20 protein-coding genes and 1 tRNA gene are annotated in these 25,350 nt (G+C 56.9%); 8 read left to right on the forward strand and 13 right to left on the reverse strand.

Annotated elements, in window-relative coordinates:
* Positions 1-2: 2 nt before the first annotated feature.
* Both AB1L30_RS03960 and AB1L30_RS03965 read right to left on the reverse strand, forming a co-directional pair.
* Positions 3-1,070, reverse strand: coding sequence for a DUF1559 domain-containing protein (locus AB1L30_RS03960; protein ID WP_367012096.1), 1,068 nt, complete (start codon positions 1,068-1,070; stop codon positions 3-5).
* Between the two features lie 394 nt (positions 1,071-1,464).
* On the reverse strand, positions 1,465-1,947 hold the full coding sequence (locus AB1L30_RS03965) for a division/cell wall cluster transcriptional repressor MraZ (protein ID WP_345095010.1): 483 nt from the start codon (positions 1,945-1,947) through the stop codon (positions 1,465-1,467).
* A 336-nt stretch (positions 1,948-2,283) separates the two neighbouring features.
* Here AB1L30_RS03965 and AB1L30_RS03970 point away from each other — a divergent pair, with 336 nt between their 5' ends.
* On the forward strand, positions 2,284-3,576 hold the full coding sequence (locus AB1L30_RS03970; RefSeq protein ID WP_367012098.1) for a beta-ketoacyl-[acyl-carrier-protein] synthase family protein: 1,293 nt from the start codon (positions 2,284-2,286) through the stop codon (positions 3,574-3,576).
* Between the two features lie 111 nt (positions 3,577-3,687).
* Complete coding sequence (locus AB1L30_RS03975; RefSeq protein ID WP_367012099.1) at positions 3,688-3,948, forward strand: hypothetical protein; 261 nt, start codon at positions 3,688-3,690, stop codon at positions 3,946-3,948.
* Positions 3,949-4,031: 83 nt separating this feature from the next.
* On the opposite strand, the gene AB1L30_RS03980 is transcribed toward AB1L30_RS03975, so the two are convergent.
* Both AB1L30_RS03980 and AB1L30_RS03985 read right to left on the reverse strand, forming a co-directional pair.
* A tRNA-Leu gene (locus AB1L30_RS03980) sits at positions 4,032-4,117 on the reverse strand.
* 94 nt (positions 4,118-4,211) lie between these two features.
* Positions 4,212-5,780, reverse strand: coding sequence for a SpoIIE family protein phosphatase (locus AB1L30_RS03985; protein ID WP_367012100.1), 1,569 nt, complete (start codon positions 5,778-5,780; stop codon positions 4,212-4,214).
* 349 nt (positions 5,781-6,129) lie between these two features.
* On the opposite strand from AB1L30_RS03985, the gene AB1L30_RS03990 reads away from it, so the two are divergent.
* Positions 6,130-6,630, forward strand: coding sequence for a hypothetical protein (locus AB1L30_RS03990; protein WP_367012101.1), 501 nt, complete (start codon positions 6,130-6,132; stop codon positions 6,628-6,630).
* Positions 6,631-6,647: 17 nt separating this feature from the next.
* Here AB1L30_RS03990 and AB1L30_RS03995 read toward each other — a convergent pair whose 3' ends face one another.
* The 3 genes from AB1L30_RS03995 to AB1L30_RS04005 all read right to left on the reverse strand — a co-directional run bounded on the left by AB1L30_RS03995 (position 6,648) and on the right by AB1L30_RS04005 (position 9,825).
* Positions 6,648-8,054, reverse strand: a complete 1,407-nt coding sequence (locus AB1L30_RS03995; protein ID WP_367012102.1) for an NAD(P)(+) transhydrogenase (Re/Si-specific) subunit beta — start codon at positions 8,052-8,054, stop codon at positions 6,648-6,650.
* Between the two features lie 66 nt (positions 8,055-8,120).
* A complete protein-coding gene (locus AB1L30_RS04000) occupies positions 8,121-8,393 on the reverse strand; it encodes an NAD(P) transhydrogenase subunit alpha (RefSeq protein ID WP_345095076.1) in 273 nt (90 codons plus the stop codon).
* 214 nt (positions 8,394-8,607) lie between these two features.
* Positions 8,608-9,825 (reverse strand): NAD(P) transhydrogenase subunit alpha, encoded by a 1,218-nt coding sequence (locus AB1L30_RS04005; protein WP_367012103.1) that lies wholly within the window; start codon positions 9,823-9,825, stop codon positions 8,608-8,610.
* Between the two features lie 573 nt (positions 9,826-10,398).
* Here AB1L30_RS04005 and rplM point away from each other — a divergent pair.
* Positions 10,399-10,860, forward strand: coding sequence for a 50S ribosomal protein L13 (gene rplM / locus AB1L30_RS04010; RefSeq protein WP_367012104.1), 462 nt, complete (start codon positions 10,399-10,401; stop codon positions 10,858-10,860).
* 161 nt (positions 10,861-11,021) lie between these two features.
* The gene (rpsI, locus tag AB1L30_RS04015; protein WP_367012291.1) at positions 11,022-11,438 is read left to right on the forward strand and encodes a 30S ribosomal protein S9; all 417 of its coding nucleotides are present in this window, start codon (positions 11,022-11,024) and stop codon (positions 11,436-11,438) included.
* A gap of 141 nt (positions 11,439-11,579) precedes the next feature.
* Here the strand turns inward: rpsI and AB1L30_RS04020 are convergent, their stop codons facing one another.
* The 4 genes from AB1L30_RS04020 to AB1L30_RS04035 form a co-directional block, all read right to left on the reverse strand.
* Positions 11,580-12,647: a DNA polymerase III subunit gene (locus AB1L30_RS04020; RefSeq protein WP_367012105.1), complete on the reverse strand. Its 1,068-nt coding sequence runs from the start codon at positions 12,645-12,647 to the stop codon at positions 11,580-11,582.
* The gene (gene tmk, locus AB1L30_RS04025) at positions 12,644-13,285 is read right to left on the reverse strand and encodes a dTMP kinase (RefSeq protein WP_367012107.1); all 642 of its coding nucleotides are present in this window, start codon (positions 13,283-13,285) and stop codon (positions 12,644-12,646) included. Before tmk ends, AB1L30_RS04020 begins: the two co-directional genes overlap by 4 nt.
* Before the next feature lie 136 nt (positions 13,286-13,421).
* Positions 13,422-14,399 carry a WYL domain-containing protein gene (locus AB1L30_RS04030; protein ID WP_367012108.1) on the reverse strand — a complete coding sequence of 326 codons (978 nt, stop codon included), beginning with the start codon at positions 14,397-14,399 and terminating at the stop codon, positions 13,422-13,424.
* Positions 14,326-16,623: a TolC family protein gene (locus AB1L30_RS04035; RefSeq protein ID WP_367012109.1), complete on the reverse strand. Its 2,298-nt coding sequence runs from the start codon at positions 16,621-16,623 to the stop codon at positions 14,326-14,328. The genes AB1L30_RS04030 and AB1L30_RS04035 overlap by 74 nt, the downstream gene beginning before the upstream one ends.
* A 406-nt stretch (positions 16,624-17,029) precedes the next feature.
* Between AB1L30_RS04035 and AB1L30_RS04040 the strand changes: the two genes are divergently transcribed.
* A complete protein-coding gene (locus AB1L30_RS04040; protein WP_367012110.1) occupies positions 17,030-17,314 on the forward strand; it encodes a hypothetical protein in 285 nt (94 codons plus the stop codon).
* 107 nt (positions 17,315-17,421) lie between these two features.
* Here the strand turns inward: AB1L30_RS04040 and AB1L30_RS04045 are convergent, their stop codons facing one another.
* Both AB1L30_RS04045 and AB1L30_RS04050 read right to left on the reverse strand, forming a co-directional pair.
* A complete protein-coding gene (locus AB1L30_RS04045) occupies positions 17,422-17,919 on the reverse strand; it encodes a ferritin-like domain-containing protein (protein WP_367012111.1) in 498 nt (165 codons plus the stop codon).
* A 158-nt stretch (positions 17,920-18,077) separates the two neighbouring features.
* Positions 18,078-20,735: a hypothetical protein gene (locus tag AB1L30_RS04050; protein ID WP_367012112.1), complete on the reverse strand. Its 2,658-nt coding sequence runs from the start codon at positions 20,733-20,735 to the stop codon at positions 18,078-18,080.
* A 635-nt stretch (positions 20,736-21,370) separates the two neighbouring features.
* Here AB1L30_RS04050 and pilM point away from each other — a divergent pair.
* Positions 21,371-23,680, forward strand: a complete 2,310-nt coding sequence (gene pilM, locus AB1L30_RS04055) for a pilus assembly protein PilM (protein ID WP_367012114.1) — start codon at positions 21,371-21,373, stop codon at positions 23,678-23,680.
* A 3-nt stretch (positions 23,681-23,683) separates the two neighbouring features.
* Positions 23,684-25,336 carry a hypothetical protein gene (locus AB1L30_RS04060; RefSeq protein WP_367012115.1) on the forward strand — a complete coding sequence of 551 codons (1,653 nt, stop codon included), beginning with the start codon at positions 23,684-23,686 and terminating at the stop codon, positions 25,334-25,336.
* The last annotated feature ends 14 nt before the right edge of the window (positions 25,337-25,350 follow it).

Below are 25,350 nucleotides of genomic sequence, written 5' to 3' on the forward strand. Positions count from 1 at the left end.
GCTTAGTTATCGAGGCTGGCGATGTTGCCGTCGGCCATGCCGTTCATGCTGAGCCAGGTCCAGTAGGTAATCCCTTCGGTGATGCGACTGACTGAGGCGTCTCCCATCAGGCACATGACCACGCCGGGATGCATGCTGCTGGGGCCTTGCCAGTCGTTGTTGATGTTGCGGTACGAGATGTACGACGGCGTGAAGTGGTATGGAACGCCATCGGAAGGTTGCTTGAACCAGCCATCGGCAGTGGCCGCGGCGCCGGCCGGATCGGCATAGGGTGCTCGGCGGGCAAAACCGTAATTGGCTGTGAAGACGTAGGCAGGCCGGATGACGGCTTCATTCGAAGCGGCTCGGCGAACGCCGGTGCCGGCATTCCAGCGGTCGCCGCCATTCTTGTAGGCGGTGGCATTGGCTTCGGCGACGACGATGGTGTTCGACGTGCCATCCAGGAAGTTCGCCATATCGACCTTATTGCCAATGCAGAAAGCACCGCGCCAATCGCGGCTGGCCGATTCCGAGGGGAGTCCAGGCACGCCGAGTGTAGATGACAAATAATCCGCGCTCAGGTTGGCGGTCGACCACCAGTGGTAGCCTTCCGAGGCAGCGTAGTTGGTCACCGAGACCCCGCCGGTCTGGCTGGTATCGCGGAAGTCGCCGTCCGATGGACAGCGGAGCATCGGAGCCACCGGTGCACCTTGCAGATTGCCAAGACCACCGGGCAGGCTTTGATTCCAGGCCGGAGCCGAGAAATTGAACTGGTCGTGCAGAGCCGCTTGTTCAAACTGCGGCAGCAGCAACGAAATCCACGTGTAATGGCGAGCGGCTTGGGGGTTGCCAGAACCGTTGCCCAGGATGGCCAGAGGTGGCATCACCTTGAAGGTGTCGTGGTAATTGTGCAGGGCAATCCCGATTTGCTTAAGGTTGTTAATGCACTGAGTGCGCCGGGCAGCTTCACGGGCCTGTTGCACTGCCGGCAGTAACAGAGCGATCAGAACGCCGATGATGGCGATGACCACCAGGAGTTCGACGAGGGTAAATGCTGGGCGTGGGCGCAGCACCGATCGAGCGCATTGCATGGCGAGGCTCCTCTAGGATTCCGTTGAAAGAAGAGTTGATGGGATAAGGATCAGGATCAGGAAAGGCGGCCGAGTAGATAGTAGGCCGCTTTTTGTCTGCGGAGGGGTTCTGCGAGGTTCAATATAGGGGCGAGCTGGAGTTTGTGCAATAAAATATTTTTAGAGTGTTTGGGATTAAACACTTGAGTGTGGGCGCAAAAAAAGCCCCGCGGTTGAGTGGACTATTCTCAACCGCGGGGCCGTGGTTTGCCGGGGAATTTAAAGGTAGGCATCCATGCCTGAAAGGCCATCCCTGGTGTCTTGTGATTGATCCGAGTCGTTTACGGAACAAAACAGGGTTTAACGACGTTCGATCAATTCCCTGGCAAACTTAGTGATTCGTGATGTATGGGTGTTAGCCGCTAAGCTGATCCAGCAGAGAACGGAATTCAGGCATCTTCTCTTCGAGATTGGAGAGCCATGCTTCTGGCTTCCAGATTTCGACACAGACGGCGGCGCCGACAATTAAGACTTCGCCCCCAGCTTCCACGCCTAAGAATTCCCGAAATCCCTCCGGTATTAGTAATCTCCCTTTACCAGCCAGCGTGACGTTTCGTTGTCGTGTTGAAAGCAATCGCCCGAGCAGTTGCACGTCGGCGATGCGGTTCTCTAACTTGCCCGCCGCAATCTTGGCATGAACCAGATTCACGCCGGCGTCGAGCTTTCCCTGCCACTGAGGCCCATTCCAAAGGCTGAGGCATCCTGGTCGTTCTTTCACCAGGATCAAGTCGTCCCCATCCGGCGCGACCACATCGGTGATCTGCGTGGGAATCGAAAGCCGGAACCTGTCGTCCAGCGTTCGGCTGTATTCCCCGAGGATGAACTGGTCCGACCCCATGCGTTTTCGATTTCAAAAAGGAAAACCGGCCAAACGCCTTTTTGGGTTAGTTTCCCACTTCAGTGATAGGTTTTGGTCTCCTGTGGGTCAAATTCCCACAGCAAAGAGTTTAGCTTTCGCTGTTCGTTTGGCAACCGTTCTTGAGGGAAAATTGGCAATTCTTTCCGGATATGCGGAATTCCCCCGCGAATGTTCATGCCAGCACTCTTCAAAAAACTGAACTGGTGCCAGATTCCGTGTTTGGGTAACTTTCCCACACGATGGCCTCGAAAGCCCGATCGATAGGGAGATCGTTCGGCGAGGGTGTGTGGCACTTCAGCGGTTGGATAACGCAACGTGACCAAAGATGACGCGAAAGATCCGGTAGTAATAACCGGAATCGGATTGATCACGTCGGTCGGCCAGGATCGAGAATCGACCTGGGCGTCGATACGGCGCGGAACGTGCGGAATTCGCCGGATGACTGGGATTGCTCCGATTGAAGACAATCTGATCCTGGGAGCTCCGGTCGATCTGCCCGACGGCCTCGAGCCGCGGTTGAAGATTTTGACACTCAACGAAATCGCCGCAGCCGAAGCAATCCGAGATTCACAAATTGACATGACGGCGGTCGATCGCACGCGATTTGGCTGCGCCGTTAGTGCCGGGATGGGGGACGCGCGCTCGATCTTCGATGTGATCGATGTGCCTGGCGGAACCTGGCCGGTGGCTGGGGGGATACCGCACGAGCAGTTCTTCCCTTGTACTCCTTCTTACCACGTGGCCCATAAGTTCCAGTTGGAAGGGCCTCGTCTGTCGCATTCCACAGCGTGCGCCAGTGGCCTGGTCGAATTGGCGTGTGCGGTTCGAGCGATCCGCGATGGTCAATGCGATATCGCCTTGGCCGGCAGTGCGGAAGCGATTGATCCATTGTTTGTCGCAGGCTTCCGGAAGATGCGAGTCCTTTCAGACGACGCCGATCCGGTTCGTGCTTGTCGCCCATTCGACAAAACCCGCAATGGCTTTGTCATCGGTGAAGGGGCGGCGATGTTCGTCGTTGAACGCTTGAGTCACGCGTTGGCCCGCGGAGCGAAGATCTACGCCGAGGTTCTCGGCTGTCGGATGCTCGCTGAAGCGCATCACGTGACCGGCATTGATATGGAAAGCGACGCCTTGGAGCGTTTGCTGCGAATCACGCTGAAATCGAGCGATTTGGGTCCACGCGACATTGATTACGTCAATTGTCACGGCACCGGAACAGCCCAGAACGACGTGAACGAAGCTCGTGGTATTCGGGCCGCGTTTGGTCCGTTTGCCAGTCGCTTGTGTGCCAGTAGCATCAAGTCGATGATCGGGCACTTGCTCAACGCATCGGGGAGTGTCGAACTGGCGATGACCACGCTGGCTCTGCGAGACGGATTCGTTCCGCCAACCTCGAACCTGCGAAGCATCGATCCGGAAGTCGATATCGACTGCGTACCGCTGGTCGGGCGAGAGCTGAAGATCCAGCATGCCTTGAAGTTGTCGGTTGCGTTTGGTGGGCACCTGGTGGCAGTGGCCCTGCGGCGATGGAACGATTCGCAAAGCGGATTTGCCTATCCTGATGCGGCTCCCGAAGCCATTCCGGATGACACCCGTCGCGTTGCTTAGTCACGCTTAAAAACGAGACCCCCACGATTCTTTCTGGCTGAATTCGCCACGTGGGGATGGTACGATAGGGGGAACGTCTGATTCCCTTTATCATCCTGTCGAGTTCCGCTGATGTCTGAGTTCAAGCTTCAACCGCTGAAGAAATCGAAGAAGGGACAGGGGCCGGTCTTTACCGACACGGGACCGCTGACCAAGCGAATTGTGAAGCAAGTCGAGTCGTACTTGCCGATTATTCTGGCTCGATTTCAGGCCGGGCAAGACTTCGAGAAAGTGGTCCGCGAGATCGCCAGTCACGCCGGCGTCGAGCCCGATATGGTGGCCAAGTATGTCCAGGCCGTAATCAAGGCCGGGGCGCCGTCGCCTCTTCTCTAATACGAGGGAACTGGACGGGTGTCGTTGGGCTTCGATCGGCGCATGAAAAAAGGGCCTGCGATTGTCTCGCAAACCCTTTGAAGTGGGCCCGACTGGAGTCGAACCAGCACGTCCTAAAGCGGACACTAGGCCCTCAACCTAGCGCGTCTGCCAATTCCGCCACGAGCCCACATTTTTGGCTTTTCACCAAACGAAGCAGTTTACGCGAAAGCCTCGAAAGGTCAAGTGGGGGACACGATTGGCCCCCACAAGTTCGCTTGATCTTAGTTTTCTTCTTTTCGCTTGACCAACACCAGTGTTTTGTCGAGCGAAATCGATTCCGAGCCCCGGTTCAGGCGTTCCTGAACTGCCCGCAAAATCCTCTCAGTTGGCAGGTCGAGGTGGCGGACCACCAGGTCGCAGAACTTGGTTTTCCAGTTCTTCCCGTCGAGCGCTCGCAGGGTCTCGATCAGGCCCGACGACAACAGGGCCATCGCTTCGCCTGGCTGGAGCAGGGCAGTCGCCAGTTCCGGAGTCACTTCGGGGCCACTCCCCAGTGGCTGCGAGTTGCTCCAAAGGGGACGAACCGAGTTCTGTTTGAAAGCAAAGCCTTGGATATGTCCGCATGATCCAGCTTCCATGGTGCCGAGCATTGGGTCGAAGATCGAGTAAGCGAGCGAGGCAAAGTGGTCGCCAGCCGAGGCCGCCCAGAAGGTGCGATTCACTCGGTCGAGCATCACTTCGGCGTTGTGGGCAATCCGGCAGTTGGCTTTGACGGCCGTTGCCAGGCTGGTCGAGGTCATTACGGCGTCGAAGTTTTCGTCGATCGCGTCCCCGACAAAGATTGCCAGCTTACCATCTTCAATCACGGCCCAGTCGTGAAAGTCACCACCCAGGTCGCTCCCTTGCTGCGTCCAAGCCGAAACGTCCCAGCCTTCGACCAGGGGCTTCACATTGGGAAGCTGCGATTTCTGGCGATCGGCGATCTGGTTTCGTTGGCGAGCCAGTTTCTGGGCGCTGCGTCGTTCCGAAATCAACTGATCTCGTTCGAGGTCGACGGCGATCTTGCCCGCGATGATCTCCAGCAGGTTCGTGTCGCGATCGGTGAAGTTGCGGGTATGGTCGACGAAAACCCACAGTGTGCCTAGCGGTGTGGACGACGTGGCTACCGGTACGCAAGCTGCCGAAGGAACGTCTTCCGGGCAGTGCCAATGCGGCAACAGCTTGGTGTCTTCCAGCACAACCGCACTGCCGGCCAAGGCTTCGAGATCGGCGAGGCTGCCTTCCAGTGGGCGGGCAGGGCTTAAGTGGCGGGTTTCTGGCAGGTTAAACGAGGCCCTCAGCTTCAATTGGCTGGTGGCATCATCCAAAACGTAAAGGCCTGCGGCGGTCGCTCCGGTGACTTCGACGGCCGAGGCAAGGGCTGCCTCGAGGCGGTCGGCCAGGTGATCGACGGTCGGGCACGAAATGACCGGGACATGGGTTGCGAGTTCGGCGTCTCGTTGGCGAACGGCCACCCGCAGGCGATCAATTTCCGCCAGAAGGAATTCGAGCCCACCGGCCAGGCTGCCAATGTTTTCCAGCGTGCCGGCGTCGTCAATGGCGACGGTTTCGGCCGTGTGGGCATGCAGTTCGATGCGTGCCGACTTGCTTCCCTGGTTCACATGTTGCTGCGACATGCGCTGCCCCTTATTGGGAGAACGTTCTTCACGAAGCGCGAGTCCAAAGCCGGTCAGGCTTTGCATGGCGTGCGAAATTTGAGTCAGCCCAGGGTACGCTTCCTGCGTATTTGGCTGGCCGACTGGCGGCTCTTCGCGGTGGACTCGCAGATAGTTAGGAATCTGTCGGGGCATTGTGTGGGCCACGTACGGAAGTAGGGAGAGTTAATCTTCGTCCGTGACCATCGATGACCAACGCGGGATCATCCTCCAGGATGAATGGCGTTTGTCGTGGGCTGCATCCATTGCTGCCTATAGCTGCAATCGTCACCCTTGCCGCTACACATTAACTAGTCTTCTTAGATTCTCAGACTCCCGTACTGGATATGCGCATTGCGCAGACCTTACCGTAAGCGCGGTCCTTTTATCAGGTGGTTCTTTGCTTCAGATTTAATCGAAGCGGCAGAGACTGTGACCGAACGTGTCCCGGAGATTACTGAACATCAGAACAGTAGTTAAGAGAAGTCACTCAGGGAGAACGATCATGTTCTGGCACTACACCACCGGCAGTCGAATTGATGCCATTTTTGAGAGCGGGAAACTAGCACCTCGTAGTCCGAGTTGGGCTCCTGGCGGCGACCCAGCCGTTTGGTTTTCGACCAACGATGTTTGGGAACCGAGCGCGAACTGCGCTTTCGAGAGGCCGTCGACGCGGCATCGACTACTCGGAACCAAAGAGATGACCGATTTGTTGTGTGATGGTTTGTTTCGAATTTCGGTTCGCTCGTCGGTCGGCGTCGTGACCTGGGGACAATATTGTCACGAAATGAATCTTGCCTCGCGTAATGTCGAAGCCTGCCGTCGTGTTGCCGCGATTGAAGGATCGCACCCAGGGCGATGGTTAGCATGTCTGGGGGAAGTCAAGGCCAGCGAGTGGCTTTCCGTCGAACGCTGGTATGGCCATCACTGGGGAGTGATCGAAGGACTGACCGAGATCTTGCCCGACTGGTCGGAACCAGCCTTTCAGTTGCAAGCGGCTGGCTAACGCTGGTGAAAGCCGGGTTACAGTTCTTTCATTGCGGTGACAATATCGAGCACTGCTTTCTTGCCGTCGGAGAAGAACATCAACGTGTTTTCCGCGGCGAATAACGGATTGGGGATCTTCGCGAAGCCTGGGCTCAAACTGCGTTTGATGACAATCACCGTGCGAGCCTTCTCGACTTCGATGATCGGCATCCCCGCGATCGGACTGTTGGGGTCGGTATTGGCGAGCGGATTCACGACATCATTCGCCCCGATCACGATGGCGACATCGACCTGGTTCAAGGTTGGATTGATCTCGTCCATTTCTTTGAGCTGCTCGTAAGGCACATCGGCCTCGGCCAGCAGAACGTTCATATGGCCCGGCATACGACCTGCCACTGGGTGAATGGCGTACTCGATCTCTGTGCCGCGGTCTCGCAGAATATTCGCCAGGTCACGCACCGCATGTTGGGCCTGGGCAACCGCGAGTCCATATCCCGGAACGAAGACAACACGCTGAGCATTCTCGAGGATCATTGCAATGTCGTCCGCTGAGGTCGAACGGACGGTCGCGTAAAGTTCGTTGTCCGCCCCAGCCGGACCACTTCCGGTTTGCATCGACCCAAATAGCACGCTCAGTAGTGAGCGGTTCATCGCTTTGCACATGATCTGTGTCAGGATGATGCCTGAGGCGCCCACCAGCGATCCGGCGATAATCAGCACGTTGTTGTCGATCACGAAACCGGTCGCAGCAGCGGCCAGGCCAGAGTAACTATTCAGCAGGGCAATCACCACCGGCATGTCGGCCCCACCGATTGGCATCACCAGGGTAAAGCCCAGGACACTGGCCAGCAGGAAGATCACCAGGTAGGGCCACCCCATTCCGGTTGAAGCCATCGTGATCATCAATACGATCAACAAAACGCCCAGGACCGCATTGAATGCCTGTGGAGCGGGGATTGGCAGCGGCTTCTTGAACCAGTCGATCTCTTGCAGTTTGCCGAAGGCGACTAGGGATCCCCAAAAGGTGACCGTGCCGATGAGCCCGGAAAGTCCGGTCGCCAGCATCACGTCCGCAGTTGCTTCGGCATCGGTCAGGCCAATCAGTTCAGCACCTGCCACCAATACCGAGGCTCCGCCGCCGAGACCATTGAACAGGGCCACTAGCTGCGGCATCTGGGTCATTTCGACCTTCACCGCCAGCAGCACACCAATCACGGTGCCAACGATCAGACCGATCGCAATCAACAACCATCCAGCCCAACTGGCCGTGCCATCAGCGAAGATCAAGTAGAACGTCACAACGACGGCGATCAGCATGCCCAGGCTGCTGACCAAGTTGCCATGCACCGCTGAACGCGGGGAGGCCAACATCTTCAGGCCGAAGATGAACAACACTGCCGCTACGAGGTAGACCAGGTTCACTACGATAATAGAGTCGAACACGGTTGCTCCTTCTTGCTGCTCAATTCGGTCGTGCTGGGGTGCCGTTACAAATCGATCGCATGTCAGTTATCGCTTCTGCTGGAACATGGCGAGCATGCGATGCGTGACCATGTAACCGCCAACCACATTCACCGTTGCCAGGACAATGGCCAGCAGCCCCAGCAGCGATGCGAACCAGTGGGCCTGCAGTGCGGTGGCCAGCAACGCGCCGACAATTGAAATTCCGGAAATCGCGTTTGAGCCCGACATCAGCGGCGTGTGCAGCGTGGGAGGCACCTTGGTGATGATCTCGAACCCGACGAACACCGCCAGCACAAAGATCGTGATGCTGGCGACCAATGCCGTCCACTTGGTGTACTTGGGTGGTTCGCTCGGCACGATCGCGTCATCCTCTTGGGCCAGTACCAGGGCGTTGCCTGCCTGATCGCGTACTTCGGGCTTGGCCGCGTCGTCTTCTTCGGTTTCCGCCACCGGTGTCGCGGGTTCGTCCGCCGAAATGGCCGGGTAGCTGATCAGCCCGGCAAAGACCAAGGCCAGGCAAAGAATCGTCCAACTACGAATCATGGTGACTCTCCGGTTCGGTCGCGGTTTCAGGTTCGGCGGATTCCGTTGGCTTGGGCGGCAAGTTCAGCATCTCGCGAAGCCGTGGATGGACCACCTCGCCGTCGCTGGTTGCCAAGGTGCCTGCCACGATCTCGTCGCTGAGGTTGAGGTTCAGGGCGTTCTCTTTCACCATGTTCAGCAGAAATTTGGTGATGTTGTGCGAGTACATCTGGCTGGCATGGTTCGGGATTTCGCTGGCCAGATTGGTGGGGCCCAGGATCGTGATCCCTTCCAGGTGAATCGTTTGATCCGGCTCGCTTGCTTCAATGTTGCCCCCACGCTGAGCGGCCAGATCGATGGCGACACTGCCGGGAGCCATTCGCTTGATCCCTTCGGTCGTGATGAGCAGTGGTGACTTGCGACCTGGGATCGCGGCGGTGGTGATCACCACATCGTTGGTTGAGCAGATCTCGCCCATGAACTCGCGCTGTTTCTTGTAGAACTCGTCGCCGAGGTCTTTCGCGTAGCCCCCTTTGTCCTGCGAGCCTTCTGACTGCAGATCGAGTTGGACCGACTTCGCTCCGAGGCTTTCAATTTGTTCTTTCGCGTCGGGACGCACATCGTAAGCGGTCACGACGGCGCCAAGCCGTTTGGCGGTGGCAATCGCCTGCAGTCCGGCCACGCCTGCGCCGATCACGAAAACCTTGGCGGGGGAAAGCGTCCCGGCGGCGGTCATCAGCATCGGGTACATCTTCGGCAAGTGAATGGCAGCCAAGAGAACGGAGCGATAGCCGGCGATCGTTGCTTGCGACGAAAGAACGTCCATGCTTTGGGCACGGGTAATACGTGGGATCAGTTCTAACGCGAAGAGCTTGGCCTGTTTATTGGCAAACTCTTGGATCGCCGGAAGGTTGCCCAGCGGATCGCTCATGCCCACGACGATCTGACCTGGCTTGATCAAATCGAGATCGGCGCGACCGGCATCAGGGTTTTCACCATAGGTACGAACTTGAAAGACGACGTCGCCCTGATCGAACGCTTCGGCGCGGCTTTCGATCAGCCGGGCACCTTTGTCGACATAGTGCTGATCAAGGAAGCCAGCGGAAATACCGGCTCCTTTCTCGACCAGAACCGTCGCCCCCGCTTTGACGAGGGCCGGGACCGAGGCTGGCACGAGGGCAACGCGAAGTTCGCCAGGGAAGTTCTCGCGCACGACGGCAACATTCATGTTCGGCCTTTCCTTGGAAGCACGTGGTGTCGATCAATGGCTGCGGAGGCCAAGAGCAGGGCACCGAGGCGCCGAAGGTGGCAATCCGCAGAGGCACGAGTGACGTCGTCTCGAATTGTCCCATCTGCGGATGCCGTTGCAAACCCTTGCGGGGGAGACAGTGCGATGAAGTGCTGGTCGCTGGAATCTTTGTATCGGGGAATTGCTCGAAAGCACCCATATATAAGGAAGGAGCTTTTCAATAGAACTGCGGCCGCAGAATTGCCGTTTGGATAGGGACACCCTGGCAAAGCGGTTGCCCGGGATGCATCGGCGAGAGAAGTCGCTAAGATATTGGTCTTGGTAGTATCACCCGAGATTCGCTGGAACCAGCCCGATTTCTGCTGGCTGACCCTTGTGGGGTTCTGGGCCTCGCGGTAAGATACGTGTTTCTAATTTCCCACTTGACGCCAACTATGCATGTAAGGCCTTGCGGGAACTTAGCTTACGAAAGCCACTTGGTTTTTGTGGTTCGAGCCACCCCGCGAAGTGCAGGATGCCGGCTTGAGCCCCAGCAGTGAAATTAACAGAACGATGACGACCAAAACTTTCCAAGCCAAACCAGGACAAGTCGAGCAGAAATGGTGGCTCGTCGACGGCGAAGACCAAATCGTCGGGCGTTTGGCCAGCGACATCGCCGTGCGTCTGATGGGCAAGCATCGCCCGACTTACACCCCGCACGTCGACACCGGCGACTTCGTTGTTGTCGTCAACGCTGAAAAGGTGAAGTTCACCGGCAGCAAGTGGGAAAATAAGCGGTATACCTGGTACACCGGTTACACCCGTCAGCGTAGCGAATCGGCTTCGGAACGTCTGGAAGCACATCCAGATCAGATTCTGCGTGAAGCGGTTCGTCGTATGCTTCCCAAGAACAAGCTGGCCACCCAGATGCTGAACAAGCTGAAGATCTTTGTTGGCCCGGAACACACGCATCAGGCCCAAAAACCGGAAAAGCTGGAAGGCCTCGGTCAGGTCCGCCAGAAGAAGCGCGGTTAGTTCCCGTTGTCGCAGGTGCGGACGCCGCGGCAAGTTTTCCGATTTCCCCCGAAACAAATCTGGTCAAGAGTTAGCTAGTTATGTCGACTGCGGATCCTCAAACCGAAGCCACCGTCGTGGAATCGACCACGACCGATACGGTTGAAGCCACTCCGGCTCCGATCGCTTACGTCACGAAGACTGACCCAAAGACGGGTGAACACCTGGGTACCGGTCGTCGTAAGTCGAGCGTCGCTCGTGTCCGTCTTAAGGCTGGCAGCGGCAAGATCTCGATCAATGATCGTGAGCTGAACGAATACTTTCCGCACGAGCAAGATCAGAACGCCGTCATGGGGCCACTGCGTGACAGTGGTTACGATGGCAAAGTCGACATCCGCATCCTGGTCTCCGGTGGCGGTCCGACCGGTCAGTCGGGTGCTTGCCGCATGGGCCTCGGCCGTGCTCTGATCAGCTTCGACCCAGAAGTGGGTCACCAGCTGAAGGACAACGGTCACCTGACGCGTGACAGCCGTATGAAGGAACGTAAGAAGTACGGTCTGCACGGTGCCCGTCGTGGTACTCAGTTCTCGAAGCGTTAATCGCCGAGACACCAATACAGAACGATTGGAAAGAGCCTGCATCTTCGGATGGAGGCTCTTTTTTTATGCGCGTCACGAGCCAAAGATATCTCAGTCAGTGCAAGGAAACGCAAGGAACAAAGACAGTTGCGGCATTGGCCGTTACAGCGTTTCGACGAATCCCGAGCGGGCTGCCGTCGCCAGATCGTCAAGCCACGATTCGACCAGCGTGGCAATGTTGGCGTTCGAGTCGAGTTGGATTTCCGCTTCCGCGCATCGTTCCAGGCATGCTGCAGCTCCGTCCAGGCCAGCAGGAATTGCCAAAATCGCCGAACGAATCTCGGGGTTGGTCGAGGCTTCCTCGGTGCCGGCCTTCGTGAGATAGAGCAGTTGATTGCGATAGAAGTCGGCTGCCAGCTCCATGAGGTGCGACAACGCTTCCCGTTTTTTCGGGGCGTCGTCTCCCATCTTGGTCAAATAGTCCGACACATCTTTGCCCAACTGAACGGCATGAAAGTCACGTTTCGCCAGCGTGCTTAACAGTACGTCGGCAATTCCTTGCAGGGCTTCATCGCGAAGCTGGTCGGCCCGAGCCAGGCTTCCTTTGCTCTGCCCTGCCAGTTTCTCGGCTTCTTCCGGCGTCGAGACCCATTGCAGGTCGAGCAGCAGTTTCGAGACGATGTCGAGCGGAAGCGGAGCAAACCGCAATATCTGGCAGCGCGAGCGAATCGTCGGCAGCTGCCGCTGTTCGCTTTGGCTGATCAAGATGATGACGCTATCCGCCGGCGGTTCTTCCAGTGTTTTCAGCAGGCAGTTGGCACCTTCGACATTCAAGTCGTCGGCGTCGTCCAGAATCGCCACTTTGCGTTGCCCCCGGAAGGGACGCATGGCGATGTCGTGGCAAAGTCCCGATTCCATGCGATGTTGGCCGTCGCCAATCAGCAGTTCCACCGGAATGCGGGTCTTATCCTTGGGCCGGCTGACGGTCAGCAAGTCGGGATGCGTGTTGGCGTCGACCTGTTTGCAGTCTTCGCAATTACCGCACGGACGCATGTGATACGCCGGCACGTTCTGGCAAAGGAGCGTTTTCGCCAGCATCTGGGCGAACTTCCGTTTACCGATCGAAGCGGGACCGACAAACAGAAAGGTGCTTGCCAGGCGATTCTTCTGAAGGGCCGTCGCGAACATTTCCCGGATGCGATCGTGCCCCAGCACGTCGTCCCAGTTCATTTCGCCAACTCCTCGAGCCGCTTGGAAACAGCTCCGCGAATCGCCGATTGGATGGTTTCAATGTCTTGCGTCGCATCGATCACAGCGACATGCGGATAGACTTCAGCCTCTTTCAGGAAGCCTTCCCGAACGCGATGCATGAAGGCGACCCCTTTGGCTTCCATCCGGTCCAGGTTCTTACCCAGCCGAGGGAATGCGACATCTTCCGGCAGGTCGAGCAGGATCGTCAGGTCGGGCATCACGTGGTCGACGGTGAACTTGCCGACGCTGCGGACATCTTCCAGATCGATGCCGGAGGCATGCCCTTGGTAGGCAATATTCGCCAGCAGAAATCGATCGCAGAGGACCGTCTTGCCTGAAGCAATTGCTGGCCGAATGACGTCGTCGACCAACTGAGCTCGGGCTGCCATGTACAGCAGCATCTCGGTGCGCGGATGAAGCTCCAGCTCTTTGCGATGCAAAAGAAAGTCGCGAATGCGCTCGCCAGCCTCGGTGGTGCCCGGGTCACGGCATAGGACAACCTCGTGCCCCATGTCGGTGAGCCACTGAGTCAGCAAGTCGCGCTGGGTCGACTTTCCGGCGCCGTCGATGCCATCGAAAGAGATGAACAAGGGGCGAGCTGATTGCGTGTTGATCATGCCCCGGATTGTAAAGGAGCAGCGTTCATCGGCAAAGCATGGGGGCAATATGCCACCCGGAGCGGCTGGCTGCTTCGTGGCGTCTGGCAAGCGGTAGAACGGGCAAAATCGAATTTCTCGCTGTGTAGACGGCGTTCTACGGACTTCCGTCGTAGTTGTCGAGAATCTTTCGGGCATGATCCGCGATCAGCTTCTGCAGCGATTCTGGCTGTAGTACCTTGGCCCGGCTGCCATAACCCAGGATCCACCAACTGATCTCGCGGATTCCACTGACGGTCACCTCGAAGTCGATACTGCCATCTTCGTTCCAGTGGATCTCTTGCGTCTTATGCCACTGTACTTCGGCTACGTTCTGGGCGACCAGCGGATCGAAGCGAATGATAATGTGCTGGTCGGGACCTGGCTCAGGGATCATATGCCAGGCATTCCGCAGAAAGCGGTCGACCTGAAAGTTCTGGGGGATTTCGAAGGTATCGTCCAGGACTTCGATGTTTTCGATTCGGTTCACCTTGAAGGTGCGGACGGCGCGGTGAATCGAGCTGCGGCCAATGACGTACCAGCTATGGCGACTGAACAGCAGCTTGTAAGGGGAAAGCTTCGTCTGGATCACATCACCGTCGAAAATGCTGCGGTAATTGATCCGAACATTGTGCCGATGCCCCGAGGCGTCAACCAGTTTCTGATAGGCCGAGTGGGCCTCTTCCGGTTGGTTGACTGGGTTCAGCTTGATTTCTACTGAGCTCGAGATTTCGCGAAGCTGCTGCTTCATATGCTCGGGCAGGCTGTTTTCCAACTTGGTGGCAGCTCGGCGGGCGGACGAGTAATAGGGAAGTCCGGTGCCGTCCCCCAGTTCGTGGCAAAGCACCATCACCGAGAGGGCTTCTTCCGAGCTGAGGTTGGTGGGGGCGAGAAAGTAGGTTTCTGGGATGTGAAACCGCTGCCCATCAGAATCGAAAGCGAGCGGCACGCCGGCCGCTCGCAATGTTTCCAGGTCTCGAAAGATCGTGCGACGACTTACGCCGCACGCATCGGCCATCGAATTAACGTTTTGCGGCCTGCCACCCTGAAGTAGCTGAAGCAGTTTTAGCAGGCGTTGGATTTTGGCCAGATTCATGCGAGACCGACTTCACGACGCGGCGGGACGACGGCGCGGTGGCTGGTGTCGGCTGCGGCGAACTTTTCGTTTGACGAACTTCGGAAACCAATTCGTTCAGTCCCAGTTTATTCCAATCGAGCTCACTTTTCGATTGGGCCGAGCGGCTGGCCACCTGGGTGGCGGCCGGCGGTTCGAGCGAAACCGTATTGAGCGAGGTTGGAACCTTGGCTGGGGTTGGCGTACCGATCACTTCGCCCGATCCGGTGGCTTCATCTTCGTAGATGATCGTGCCTTCTTCCATGGTGCCGTGGCTGATCGGACCTTGTGGGACAGCTCCGCGGCTGATCACACCTGGGCGAGTGTAGCCATAGTCGAGGTAGGTGCTGGCCGAGCGGCGGCGAGCATGACCTTGGGCGTCGAAGTATGCCTTTTCTGGCCATGGGCCCTCTGCCAGGTAAACGCCGTTGTAGTCGAGCAAGCTACCCTTCCGCATGTGGACGTCCTTGATGGCGATGTTGTATTCGACCAGGGCCTGGAAGTAGACGATCTGAGCGTCGCTGCGGCGGCGTTGTGCGTCGAGCAGCAAGTCCAGTGTCACGGTACCAGCGTCGTAGGCGGCCTGAACCGAGTCGACTTCTTTGTCGGCGGCGATCAAGCGGTTGAGGTTGGTTTGAACCAGGCTGTAGTTCGAGTCGAGGTCGCGGATCGTGTCGGTCAGCAGGTGGCTGACTTCCAGTTCCATGTCTTCGATCACAGCCTTTTCGCGAGCGATCTGCAACTGCACGTTGCGGACGCCAGCCAGTTCCGAGCGGAAGCCAATCGGCATCGAGAACTGCAAGCCGAGCGTGTATTCCTGGTAGTTGCCTTCGGTCAGCACTTCCCAGGCGTAACTCCCCGGTTCGTTGAAGTTCTTGCCGTTTCGGTTGCCGGTGATCAGATCGTCACCCAAGCCAAGGAAGCGGTACAAGGCGACGGCATCCAACTGTGGCAGCAACTGGTTGCGAGCCGTGATGAGTTCCAGCTCACGCTGCTTCAATCGCCACTGTTGACGACGCAGTTCTGGGCTGCGATTCAATGCTTCCTGGTGGATATCGAACCAGTCGAAGGCAACCCAGGCGTCGGTCGGTTCCGAAGCGGGACGAATCAGGCGACCATCGGTGGCGGCCAGACCCATGAAGTAGCGAAGGCTACCTTCCGCTTTGTACAAGTCACGCAGGGCGGCTTCGGTGCGGCTACGGAATTCAAAGTATTGCTGGCGAGCCTGGGCTTCCTTTTCCGCTTCACCACCTTCGGCACCGTTGGCCATGAGGGCATGCACGCGACGCCAGGTAACCAGGGCACTGTCGCGGCCAGTCTTGGCGGCTTCCAGGTTGTGGTAAGCGAAGTAGAGCTGCCAGTAAGCTTCTTCCACGTCCGAAACCAAGTTTCGGATGTTGGTCTCGAAGTCGGCCAGGCTGACGTCTTCACGGATACGGGCGAGCATCACGTTGACGCGGTTAACCTGAACACCGCTGCCGCGAAGCAATGGATGGCGAGCTTCCATTTCAATGTTTGCCAACCACGAACTTGGATAGATCAAGCTACCGCGGTTGTTGTAATCGTACGTGGTGTTTTGTCGCATGAACCACTGGGTACCGGTGGCCGACTTCTTGGTCAGCTCGACGGTTCCGGTTGCCAGGTTCTGGCCGAACTCGGAGATGAAGAACGGGCTGCCGGTCTGGTAGTTCTGTGGGCGGTCGACACGATCCCAGTTGAACGTGGCGTTGAGCTGAGCATCGAATTCGCTCAGGGCACCTTCCACACCGAAGGTCGGATCGGATTCGACGATGGCCGGATCGTAGATCGTCGGCATGGCGTCGTTCCGGGTAACCAGATTGGTCGGGATCGCTGCCGAGGTCAGCGTGGTGCCCGGAATGACACGGAAGACCGCGTTACCGCCAGCGGTACGAATGGCCTTGCTGTTCTTCAGCGAGTCGGCCACGGCTTCCTCAAGCGTCAGGTTCCAGATCTTCGATTCGTCCATCTCGAACGGATCGGAGATCGTGTAAGGAGCCTCGGCATTCTCTACCTCGGTCAGGCGGTTGTACTCGACATCGGCATATTCGATGTCGGTCGCCTTATCCAGGTAAAGACTCAGATCGCCGGATTCTTTGAAATAGAACGGCTGAGTCGGTTGGCAGCCGGTCAAAATCACGGTGCCAACGAGCACAAGCATCCAGGCTTGATGGAACTGGGTTTTCATGGGATACCGAGTCCTGATACGCAGCGTGCACGTCCTTGTGCACGACACTTCGGAGGAAGTAGATCGCTGATAGTGTTGGACCTGTCCCGCCGAAATCATCGGCTGGCATTGGTCGATTCAATTGTTTCTCGGCCCCCCCGAGGCTGAGTTGAACTTCTCTCCCCGGCACGCGAACACACCGGAATGAGAAAACTCAGCACTAGTGTTATCGTCGGCCTAACCGTCAAACTTTGAGGGAATTCCATAACCGTCAAAGTTTTACTTCTTGGAGGTAGCAGTGCTGGCAGAATGGGCCCCTCGCTGAAGAGAGCTTGGCGAGGTAGGGTGAAGACTACGAGCCTTAGCTTTCGCCGCATTTGACTGCGGATCGAAGCGGGGTAAAGAGCGATTCATTCGGGAAAATACGATGGAAACGGCCGAGCAGTTGATGCAGCACGCCAGCGAGCTTCTCGCGATTTTAGAGCAAGGGGCACCCTTCTCACCCGACGATCTGACTGACCTGGTCAGTCACGTTGAAGTCTTCTGCGATCACTTCCCTGCTAGCGAAGAAGCCCCCCGGCCAGTGGCTCGAATGCTGACCGAACTGGTGCCAGCACTCGATGCCGTCAGTCAAAAATATGGTCCGCGAGACGCGAGTCGCATTCAAGACGCCGCCGGCGCATTGTTCGTCGTGATGCTCGAGAAGCTGTAAACCGATCGATTCGCACCGATCGCTCCGCGCACGAAGAAGCCCTCCAGACGCATGTTGCCTGGAGGGCTTCTTCTATATAGTAAACTGAATCGAATCGAAACGTTCGACTAGCTGGCGTCGGCCATGGCGGAGACGTTGATCCGCTTGGCCAGTTTGGTCAGCTTCTTGTCGGCTGTTTCTTCTTCGTTCAGGTTGTCGCCGAGTAGGCTATGGGCATTCTTATAACCAAGTAGCTTCGCCCAAGTGCAGAGGGTACCGTAGGTGGCAATCTCGTAATGCTCGACCTTTTGGGCCAAGCCAATCAGAAAGGCATCCATCACCTCGGGGTCCGCGTCTTCCTTCATGGTTTCGGTGGCCTCTTGGATCAGGCCTGCCATTGCTTCGCACTTCTTTGCTCGGGCCGCTTTGCCAGTTTCTTCGAATGCCTTTTCAACGCGTTTAACGTGTTCTTCCGTTTCCTTCAGATGTTCGCGAAATGCTTCGGCCAATTGCTCTTTGCTCGCCTTCTTTGCCATCTTGGGCAGAGCTTTCAGTAATTGCTTTTCAGCATGATAAATATCGCGAAGTTCGTCGTAAAACGCGTCGGCTAGGTGATCCAAAGACATGATTGCCTCCAAGGTTGGTGTGTTTCAAGGGAGTTCACCCCAACCAATTGCAAGCATTGTGCCAATGGCCGGCGGCACCCAGAATTGCCGCCGTTTCGTTTTAAGCATGATGGTTCCAGAACCATCGTGATAGCACGACCGCCACGTAAGCGGTGGTCTTAAGCCCAAATCACATCCAGCGGGTACCACTGACCCGGAGCCAACTGGAACAGGATCCGGTCGCCGTCGACTTCGCAGCGCGTTATCCGATTGCCATGGAAGTCGCACAAGTGCGCTTCCTTGATTTTACGGAAGCAGCGGATGGCACCTTTGGCTGGGCGGCCTTCCGTTTCCAGCATCTTGGTTTGGAAACCAATCGGCGAACCAGCATCGTCGGTCAGCGGATTCAAGCTGGTCAGCAAGACGTTCTTCGCTTCCAGGTGCAGCAGCCACGAAGACTTGCCGGCGGCTGGCATCGCGGCCGTTTCAAGCATCGGCGGGGCTTGATAAGTAAAGTCCCGAGCGACTGGCAAAGAGTAAGGAAGGTCGAGACCAATCCCAAGTCGGAACTTGCGCTGCGTCTCGCCATGCGGAATTAAAATCGAATCGAGCATATGGCCATGGTTACGCAGATGGAACGGAATCCCTCCGGTCAGCAAGGTGGTTTTGCCGTGGGACGCTTCGATCTCGACGTAGTTCGAGGCTTCGATCCGTCGCCCACTGCAGCGGGTACGAACCCATTGGACGTCGTGATAGGTCAATGCGGCTTCGTCCCCCCAGGCCAGGCGGCAGCAGTAATGCGAATCCCAAGGAAGGGATTTCGGATCAACTTTCAGGTCGAGTTCGATGTCGATTTCGAGTACCCGCGACGATCGCCAGAGTCGATACGTCTGTTTATAAGTTGCCATTACTTCGTCTTCGGCACTGACGATGCGGCCCTGGGTGTGGATCTCGCCCATCGCAGGCGAACTGGTGCCCGGATCGATCTGAGTGACAATCATCCGGCTATAAACTGCCGAAGCATCTGGTCCCAGGTAACGTTCGCCGGCTCCTTGCTTCTTCCCAGGCATGCGCAGCGATAGCTGCTGCGATAAGCGATTGCCGCGGGTCTTGTAATCGTAGATCGATTTGATCCCGCCAGTCTCGGGATGAATATGGACTTCCATGAATTCATTTCGTAGAACGTGCCCATCGAGCATGCTCTTCTGCTTCCGATCAGCTCCTCCGCGCGGGTCGCCTGCGATCCAGCCGTAGCCGCAGCCTGGTACTTCGATCGAAGCAAACTTCTGCTTGCTATCGTGTCCGGATGAAATGACCGGCGATTCGTTGACGGGCAGCTCTGGCAAGTCAGGCAGAAACACCCCACGCGTGCGGAGCGAATTCAACGTGTTGAAGCTGAGGTAGGCCTGATGCTTCGACTGATCGGAACGGGGCAGGGCAGAGGCCATTGCCTGGCATGCCGCTTGAACCGCGAACTCGTCGAGCGGTCCTTCATGTTGGGAAGGATTAGCCGGATCGTGAATTGAACGGATCGGCCCCGTTTCCTCTTTGGCGACGGAAGTGCCTGCCACCAGGTGGGCCAACGCTTCCAGCTTGCTGGCAACATCGAGCCGGGCATTGAATTGTTCGCGGGCCAAATGCTGCGAGATTGGACCTGGCTGGCGACGAACGATCGATTGTTTCAGCCACGGCGTGCGATAGTCTTCTGGTTTGAAATTGCCGTGATAAGTCGCTGTGTCGGTTTCTTCAAAGTAATGTTCGACCGTGGTGAACTCGCCCAGGCTATTGCCATAACGGGCAATTGTCTTCAGGTCTTCGTACCAGGGAGAGGTGATCTTCGGCCAGTGAGCGAATGCCAGCGTCGCGACATGTTCGCCATCCATTGCTTCGCCCAGCTTGGAGAAAAGCGACAGGAATGTTTCCGGTTTGGTCGCATCGAGCGGGAACTTGGCCAGCGTGTCGATTGTCGAGCCGTCGACACCTTCCCAGCGAGCTTTGCCTTGGTTGCTGACGGGAAGCTTGCCTTCGTCGAGCGTGGCGTGAATCGCCCCCACATAACCAAGGCCACGCAGCACCTGAGGGATGAAGGCGGTCATTCCGAAGCGGCGGCGACCGAAAACCTTGGGCGTGTAGCCGAGGGCTTTTTCGTAGGCCTTTTGTCCATGCAGCAGGTTTTCGAGGACCGTTTCGGGATCGAGCAGGTTCAGCGGACCTTCGATCCACTCGCCACCGACGATGCCGATTTGCTTGTCGACGAGCTTCTGCGAAATTGTTTCCTTCAGTTGAGGATGCTCGGCAGCGACCTTCTCGGCCAGGGCTCCAGAGATCCAAAGATTGATCGGCAGTCCCCCTTCAACCTCTGCTAGCAGCGAGTCATTCAGCGTCGACTCGGCAACTAAAACGAAGTCGAGCAGGCTGGCGTCGACCGAGTAATACTGATTGCGTTCCTCCATCAGGACATCGAAGCAGGCCTGAAGGCAACTCTTCGCTTCCTCTTCACTCCCTTCCGCAGCAGCCTTGGCCGCCTCGACCGTTTTGTTTTCGAAGTAGATCTCATCGAGACTGCTCGAATAGCGCATCTGTCGGGTCAGCAGTTCGACCTGAAGATAACAGTAGCCGAGGGCATAGAAATCAGGTGCCAGGCGGGCGGCGACTTCGTTCACCTCGGGAAGTGCCGCTAGCAGCTTGGTAACGATCTCTTGGCGGTCGGTCAGGCCTTTGACCAACACGGCCCCCGATTCCTTCGCCCGCTGACTAAAGCCAGCCGGAAGGTCAGCTTTGCAGATCGACGGAATCAGCAGTGCCAGCCCCTCTAGGCTCTCTGGGGGGGAGTCCACCCGATGCCAATGAGGATTTTTTCCCGCAGCCGCCAGGAAAGCGGGGTGCCACATGGCGGTCCAATTGGCCAACAGGCTTTGAGCATCATCCCCGGTGTGGTAGGTGGGAAAATCCTCGAAGCTGTGACAAGGAAGAAGAATCGCGATTTCCTGTAGCATCATCCGTCGGCCTGGGAGGTTTGGAGATTGGACGCAAGTGATTACCAAATAATAAGTTATAAGGTATACTAGAGAAGCGTCTGGGGGCCAGAGTTGTTTGTATTATGGTGGCTCGGGCGGGCCAAGGGGAGCCGGGAAGGGGATCTCTTTGGTCATTTATCCCATGGGTCGCCCCCGGAATCGGGGATCCGAATTTGGACTTATCTTGTTGCCAGTCAGTGGTTTACATAAAACGAGGTAAATTGCAATTTCGTTGACATTCCGGAGAAGTTCACACTAGAATGAAATCGTGCCGTGTTTGGTGAAACTGACTTCGCCAACGCGTCAAAACACCCTTCTCCTTTAGTTTGCTTGTCTTATTACCTGCGATCTGCGGAGCGTGCGTTATTCGGTGGATGGAATTGCTGGAGATTCTCTAGTGATTTTCTTTCTTATCCGCACGAAGCGCGACGCACTGATTGCTGTGAGGAACAGAGATGGCTGTTGGTAAAGCCGTATGGGGCATCGATATCGGTCAAAGTGCGCTGAAGGCTCTTAAATGCCGCATGCACGAAGACGGATTCTGGATGGTCGCCGAGGCATTCGACTTCATCGAATACCCAAGTCCTTTGAATCAGGCGGGTGCCGGTTCGGAAGGCCTCGTCAAAGATGCGCTACGTGAATTCCTTTCGCGCAATGACATCCGCAACGATACCGTTTCGATTTCGGTCCCTGGTCAGGCCGGTTTGGCTCGTTTTTTTAAAGCACCGCCGGTCGAAGCCAAACGCATCGCCGACATCGTGAAGTACGAAGCGAAGCAGCAGATTCCGTTTCCATTGGAAGACGTGATCTGGGATTACCAGCCAATGCCAGGTGCCCACGAAGAAGAAGGCATCTCGCTGGAAACGGAAATCGGGATCTTCGCGATGAAACGCGATCAGATCTTCCGTTCGCTGCAGCCTTATCTCGACACCGGTATCGACGTCGACTTCGTGCAGTTGACTCCGATCAGCTTGTACAACTTTGTCGCCAACGATCAATTGACGATCAACCCGCTCAAAGAAGAGTACGATCCAACGAATCAGCCGAATTCGTACGTGATCGTCTCGATGGGTACCGAAACAACCGACCTGGTGATCACGAATGGTTTCCGCGTCTGGCAGCGTAGCTTGCCGATCGGTGGCAACCACTTCACCAAGCAATTGACCAAAGAGCTGAAGCTGACCTTTGCCAAGGCTGAGCACCTCAAGCGACATGCGTCCGAAGCTGAGAACGCCAAGCTGGTGTTCCAGGCGATGCGTCCGGTGTTCAACGACCTGGTCACTGAAATTCAACGTTCGATCGGGTTCTTCCAGACTTTGGACCGCAAGGCCAAGATCTCGCGAATCATTCCGATCGGTAACGGCATGAAGCTGCCAGGTCTGGTGGCTTATCTCGGTAAGAACCTGGGTTACGACGTCGTCGAACTGGATGGCTATCAAAAGCTGACCGGCACCGATGTGACTTCAGCTCCGTCATTCCGCGAGAACATGCTTTCGTTCGCCACTTGCTATGGCTTGTGTCTGCAAGGTTTGAAGAAGTCGGCCCTGCGAACCAATCTGCTGCCGCAAGAGATTCTGGTTGATCGTATCGTTCGCCAGAAGAAGCCTTGGGCCGTCGCGGCGATCGCCTGTTTGCTGTTCGCTTGTGCTTTGAACTTCGGTTTCCACTGGCAAGCCTACAATTCGGCTCACATTCCAGAATTCACCCAGGCCACCTCCAAGGTGAAATCGGTCGAGCAGACCAGCAACACGCTCAAGTCGACCGACACCCAGCTGATGACCGACAAAGAAAACCTTGAAGTGATCGGCCGTTACGTGGTCGGTAACGAGGAAAATCGTCGGCTCTGGCCGGAACTGATGAAGGCGATCACGACCGCCTTGCCGAAAGACCCGGATGTTGCTCCTGGTCGCGTTTCGGAAAAGCCAATCGACCAACGCCCTGACTTGCAGATCGAATCGATCGAGTCACAGTATTTCCCCGATCTCTCGCTGTGGTACACCGAGGCGGTCCAGAAGAAATATGCGGTGACGCTCGAAAATCGAAAAGCGATCCTGCGTCGTCTTGAAGAAGGGGAAGAAGCTTCTCCTCAAATTGACGAAGCCGCGGCGGAAGAAGCTGCTGCCGAAGCCGCGGCACCAGCAGCCGCGACCGGCGAAGGCATGCCAGCAGCTGGTCCGGATGTGGTTGTGGGAACGGCAGCCGAAGAAGAAGCCAACCTCGACATCGGTGAAGTGGAAGCGGAACCAGAAGACGAACTGGCTGGACCAACCGCCGAAGAAAGTGGTTGGATCGTGCAACTCACCGGCAAGCATTATCACAATAGCCCTGCGGCCCGTGAGAACATGGGTGCCCAGTACGTGCGTAACACGATCATCGACCAACTCGATCGTGGTGAAGTCGAACTGATCAACGAGAACAGCGAACCAGAAATCGTCTCGATGAAGGAGATGGGAATCTCGCATCCGATCATCGCCGTCGACGAAGTTCCGACGTTCGAGGATATTCCGAATCCGAAGTACGAGCCGCCAGCACTGGGAATGGGTGGTGGCATGTCCGAAGATTACGGCGGCATGCAGCCGGGCAACTTCGGAACCAATCCGAACCAGCCCATTGAGCCACCGATGCTTCGCGTCAAGGTCTATCGTTTCACGGTTCAGTTCTGCTGGCGAGAATCGCCTCTCTCGAAGCGAGAGGAAGCTCGTCGTGCAGCGGAATTGGCAGAAGCAGAAGCAAACGCAGCAAATGCGGAAATGATGGAGAACTAGCACATGGATAAGATTCGTCCCGTAATTGCCGCTCTCAAGAAATATTACTTCTGGGTTTGCTTGACCATCGTGGTCTTCCTGGCGATTGCCGGTTGGTACATGTCGACGTCCAGCATCGACAAGCAGTTTGCCGAACAGAAGCAGGAAATTGAAACACGCCTGAAGTCTGCGAATCAGATTGCGATGACCTCTAACCATCCCAATCAGCAGTACGAAGAAGGCATGAAGACCTGGCTGACGAAGTATCGCGAGAACATCGATCAGGCCTGGGGAAAGAAGTGGGAAGAGCAGCAGTCGGTGCTGACCTGGCCTTCCGAACTGAACGTCGGTGGTAAGAACTTTGCCGACGCGGTCAATGGAATCCTGCTGGGGCGTCCGATCGAAGCCCTGACGGAAGAAGACAAAGAGCTTCCCGTCCGTCTCCGCGAACTCTACCGCGACTATATCAAAGAAGAATTGCCGAAAGTCGCCGACATCATCCAAGCCACCTGGGCACCAACCGCCAACGGTGGTGGTGGACGCGGCGGCATGGGTTTTGAAGGTGGCATGCCTGCGATGGGTGGTATGGGTGGTATGGGTGGCATGGGTGGCATGCCTGGAATGGAAGGGGGCGGTGGTATCGGTGGCATTCCCTTGGCGAAGCAGCCCCTAGTTCAGTGGAACCCAACCAACCAGTCCAACATCCAGTCGAAGAGCTTCGATTGGAGTGGTGGCGGCGGTGGTGGTGGTATGGGCTTCGGTGGCGCGCCTGGCATGGGGGGCGGTCAGATGGGTGGAGGCAATCGCAATTTGCCGACAACCCACGAAGTGCTGTACGCCCAGGAAAACCTGTGGGTGCTGCAGAACCTGATGAAGATCATCGCCAAGACCAACGGCGAAATCAGCAGCCCGCATCAAGCAACCATCAAAGGTATCGACTCGATCGAATTCGGTCGCGAAGTGATGCCGATCCGTTCGCGTGTCGTGATTCCACGTTCCGCCACTCCTTCGGCTGATGGGGACGGAATGGGCGGCATGGACGCGATGATGATGGAAGGCGATCCCGGCATGGGTATGGACGGGATGGGCATGGATAGCGAGATGGGCGGTGACGGCATGATGGGTGCCGACGGCGTCGAGCCTAACCCAGGCGACTACCGCTATGTCGACAAAGATTACAAGAAGCTGCTGGTCGAAGACTTGCGTCAAGCAACCACCGCTCCAACGACTGAGAACTATTACTTGTCGGTTGCCAAGCGTCTGCCGGTTCGTTTGCGTCTGTTCATGGACCAGCGCGAAATCGATAAGCTGCTGGTCGAGTGTGGTAACGCCGACCTGATGGTCGAAGTTCGCCAGGTCCGTATCAATCCAACGTCCAACGGTGCCGCTGGCGGCATGGGTGGCGGTGGTGCACCAGGGATGAACTTTGGTGGTGGTATGGCCGGCATGGGGGGTGAAGATTTCGGCATGCCTGGTGGTGGCGGCCGTGGCCAGAATGGCGACGGTGCCGAACAGAGCGAAAAGATCTTCGACGGAATGGTCGAGATCTACGGCATCATTTACATCTACAACCCGGTCAACAAAGACCTGTTGTGGCCTGAAGGTTCGCGTCCTGAAGGATCGACGACCGAAGGGGAATCGACAGAAACCGCTGGCGTCGCGACGACTAGCCGTTAGGCCGTCCTCGTCGA

The sequence above is a fragment of the Bremerella sp. JC817 genome, assembly GCF_040718835.1.
GTDB lineage: Bacteria > Planctomycetota > Planctomycetia > Pirellulales > Pirellulaceae > Bremerella.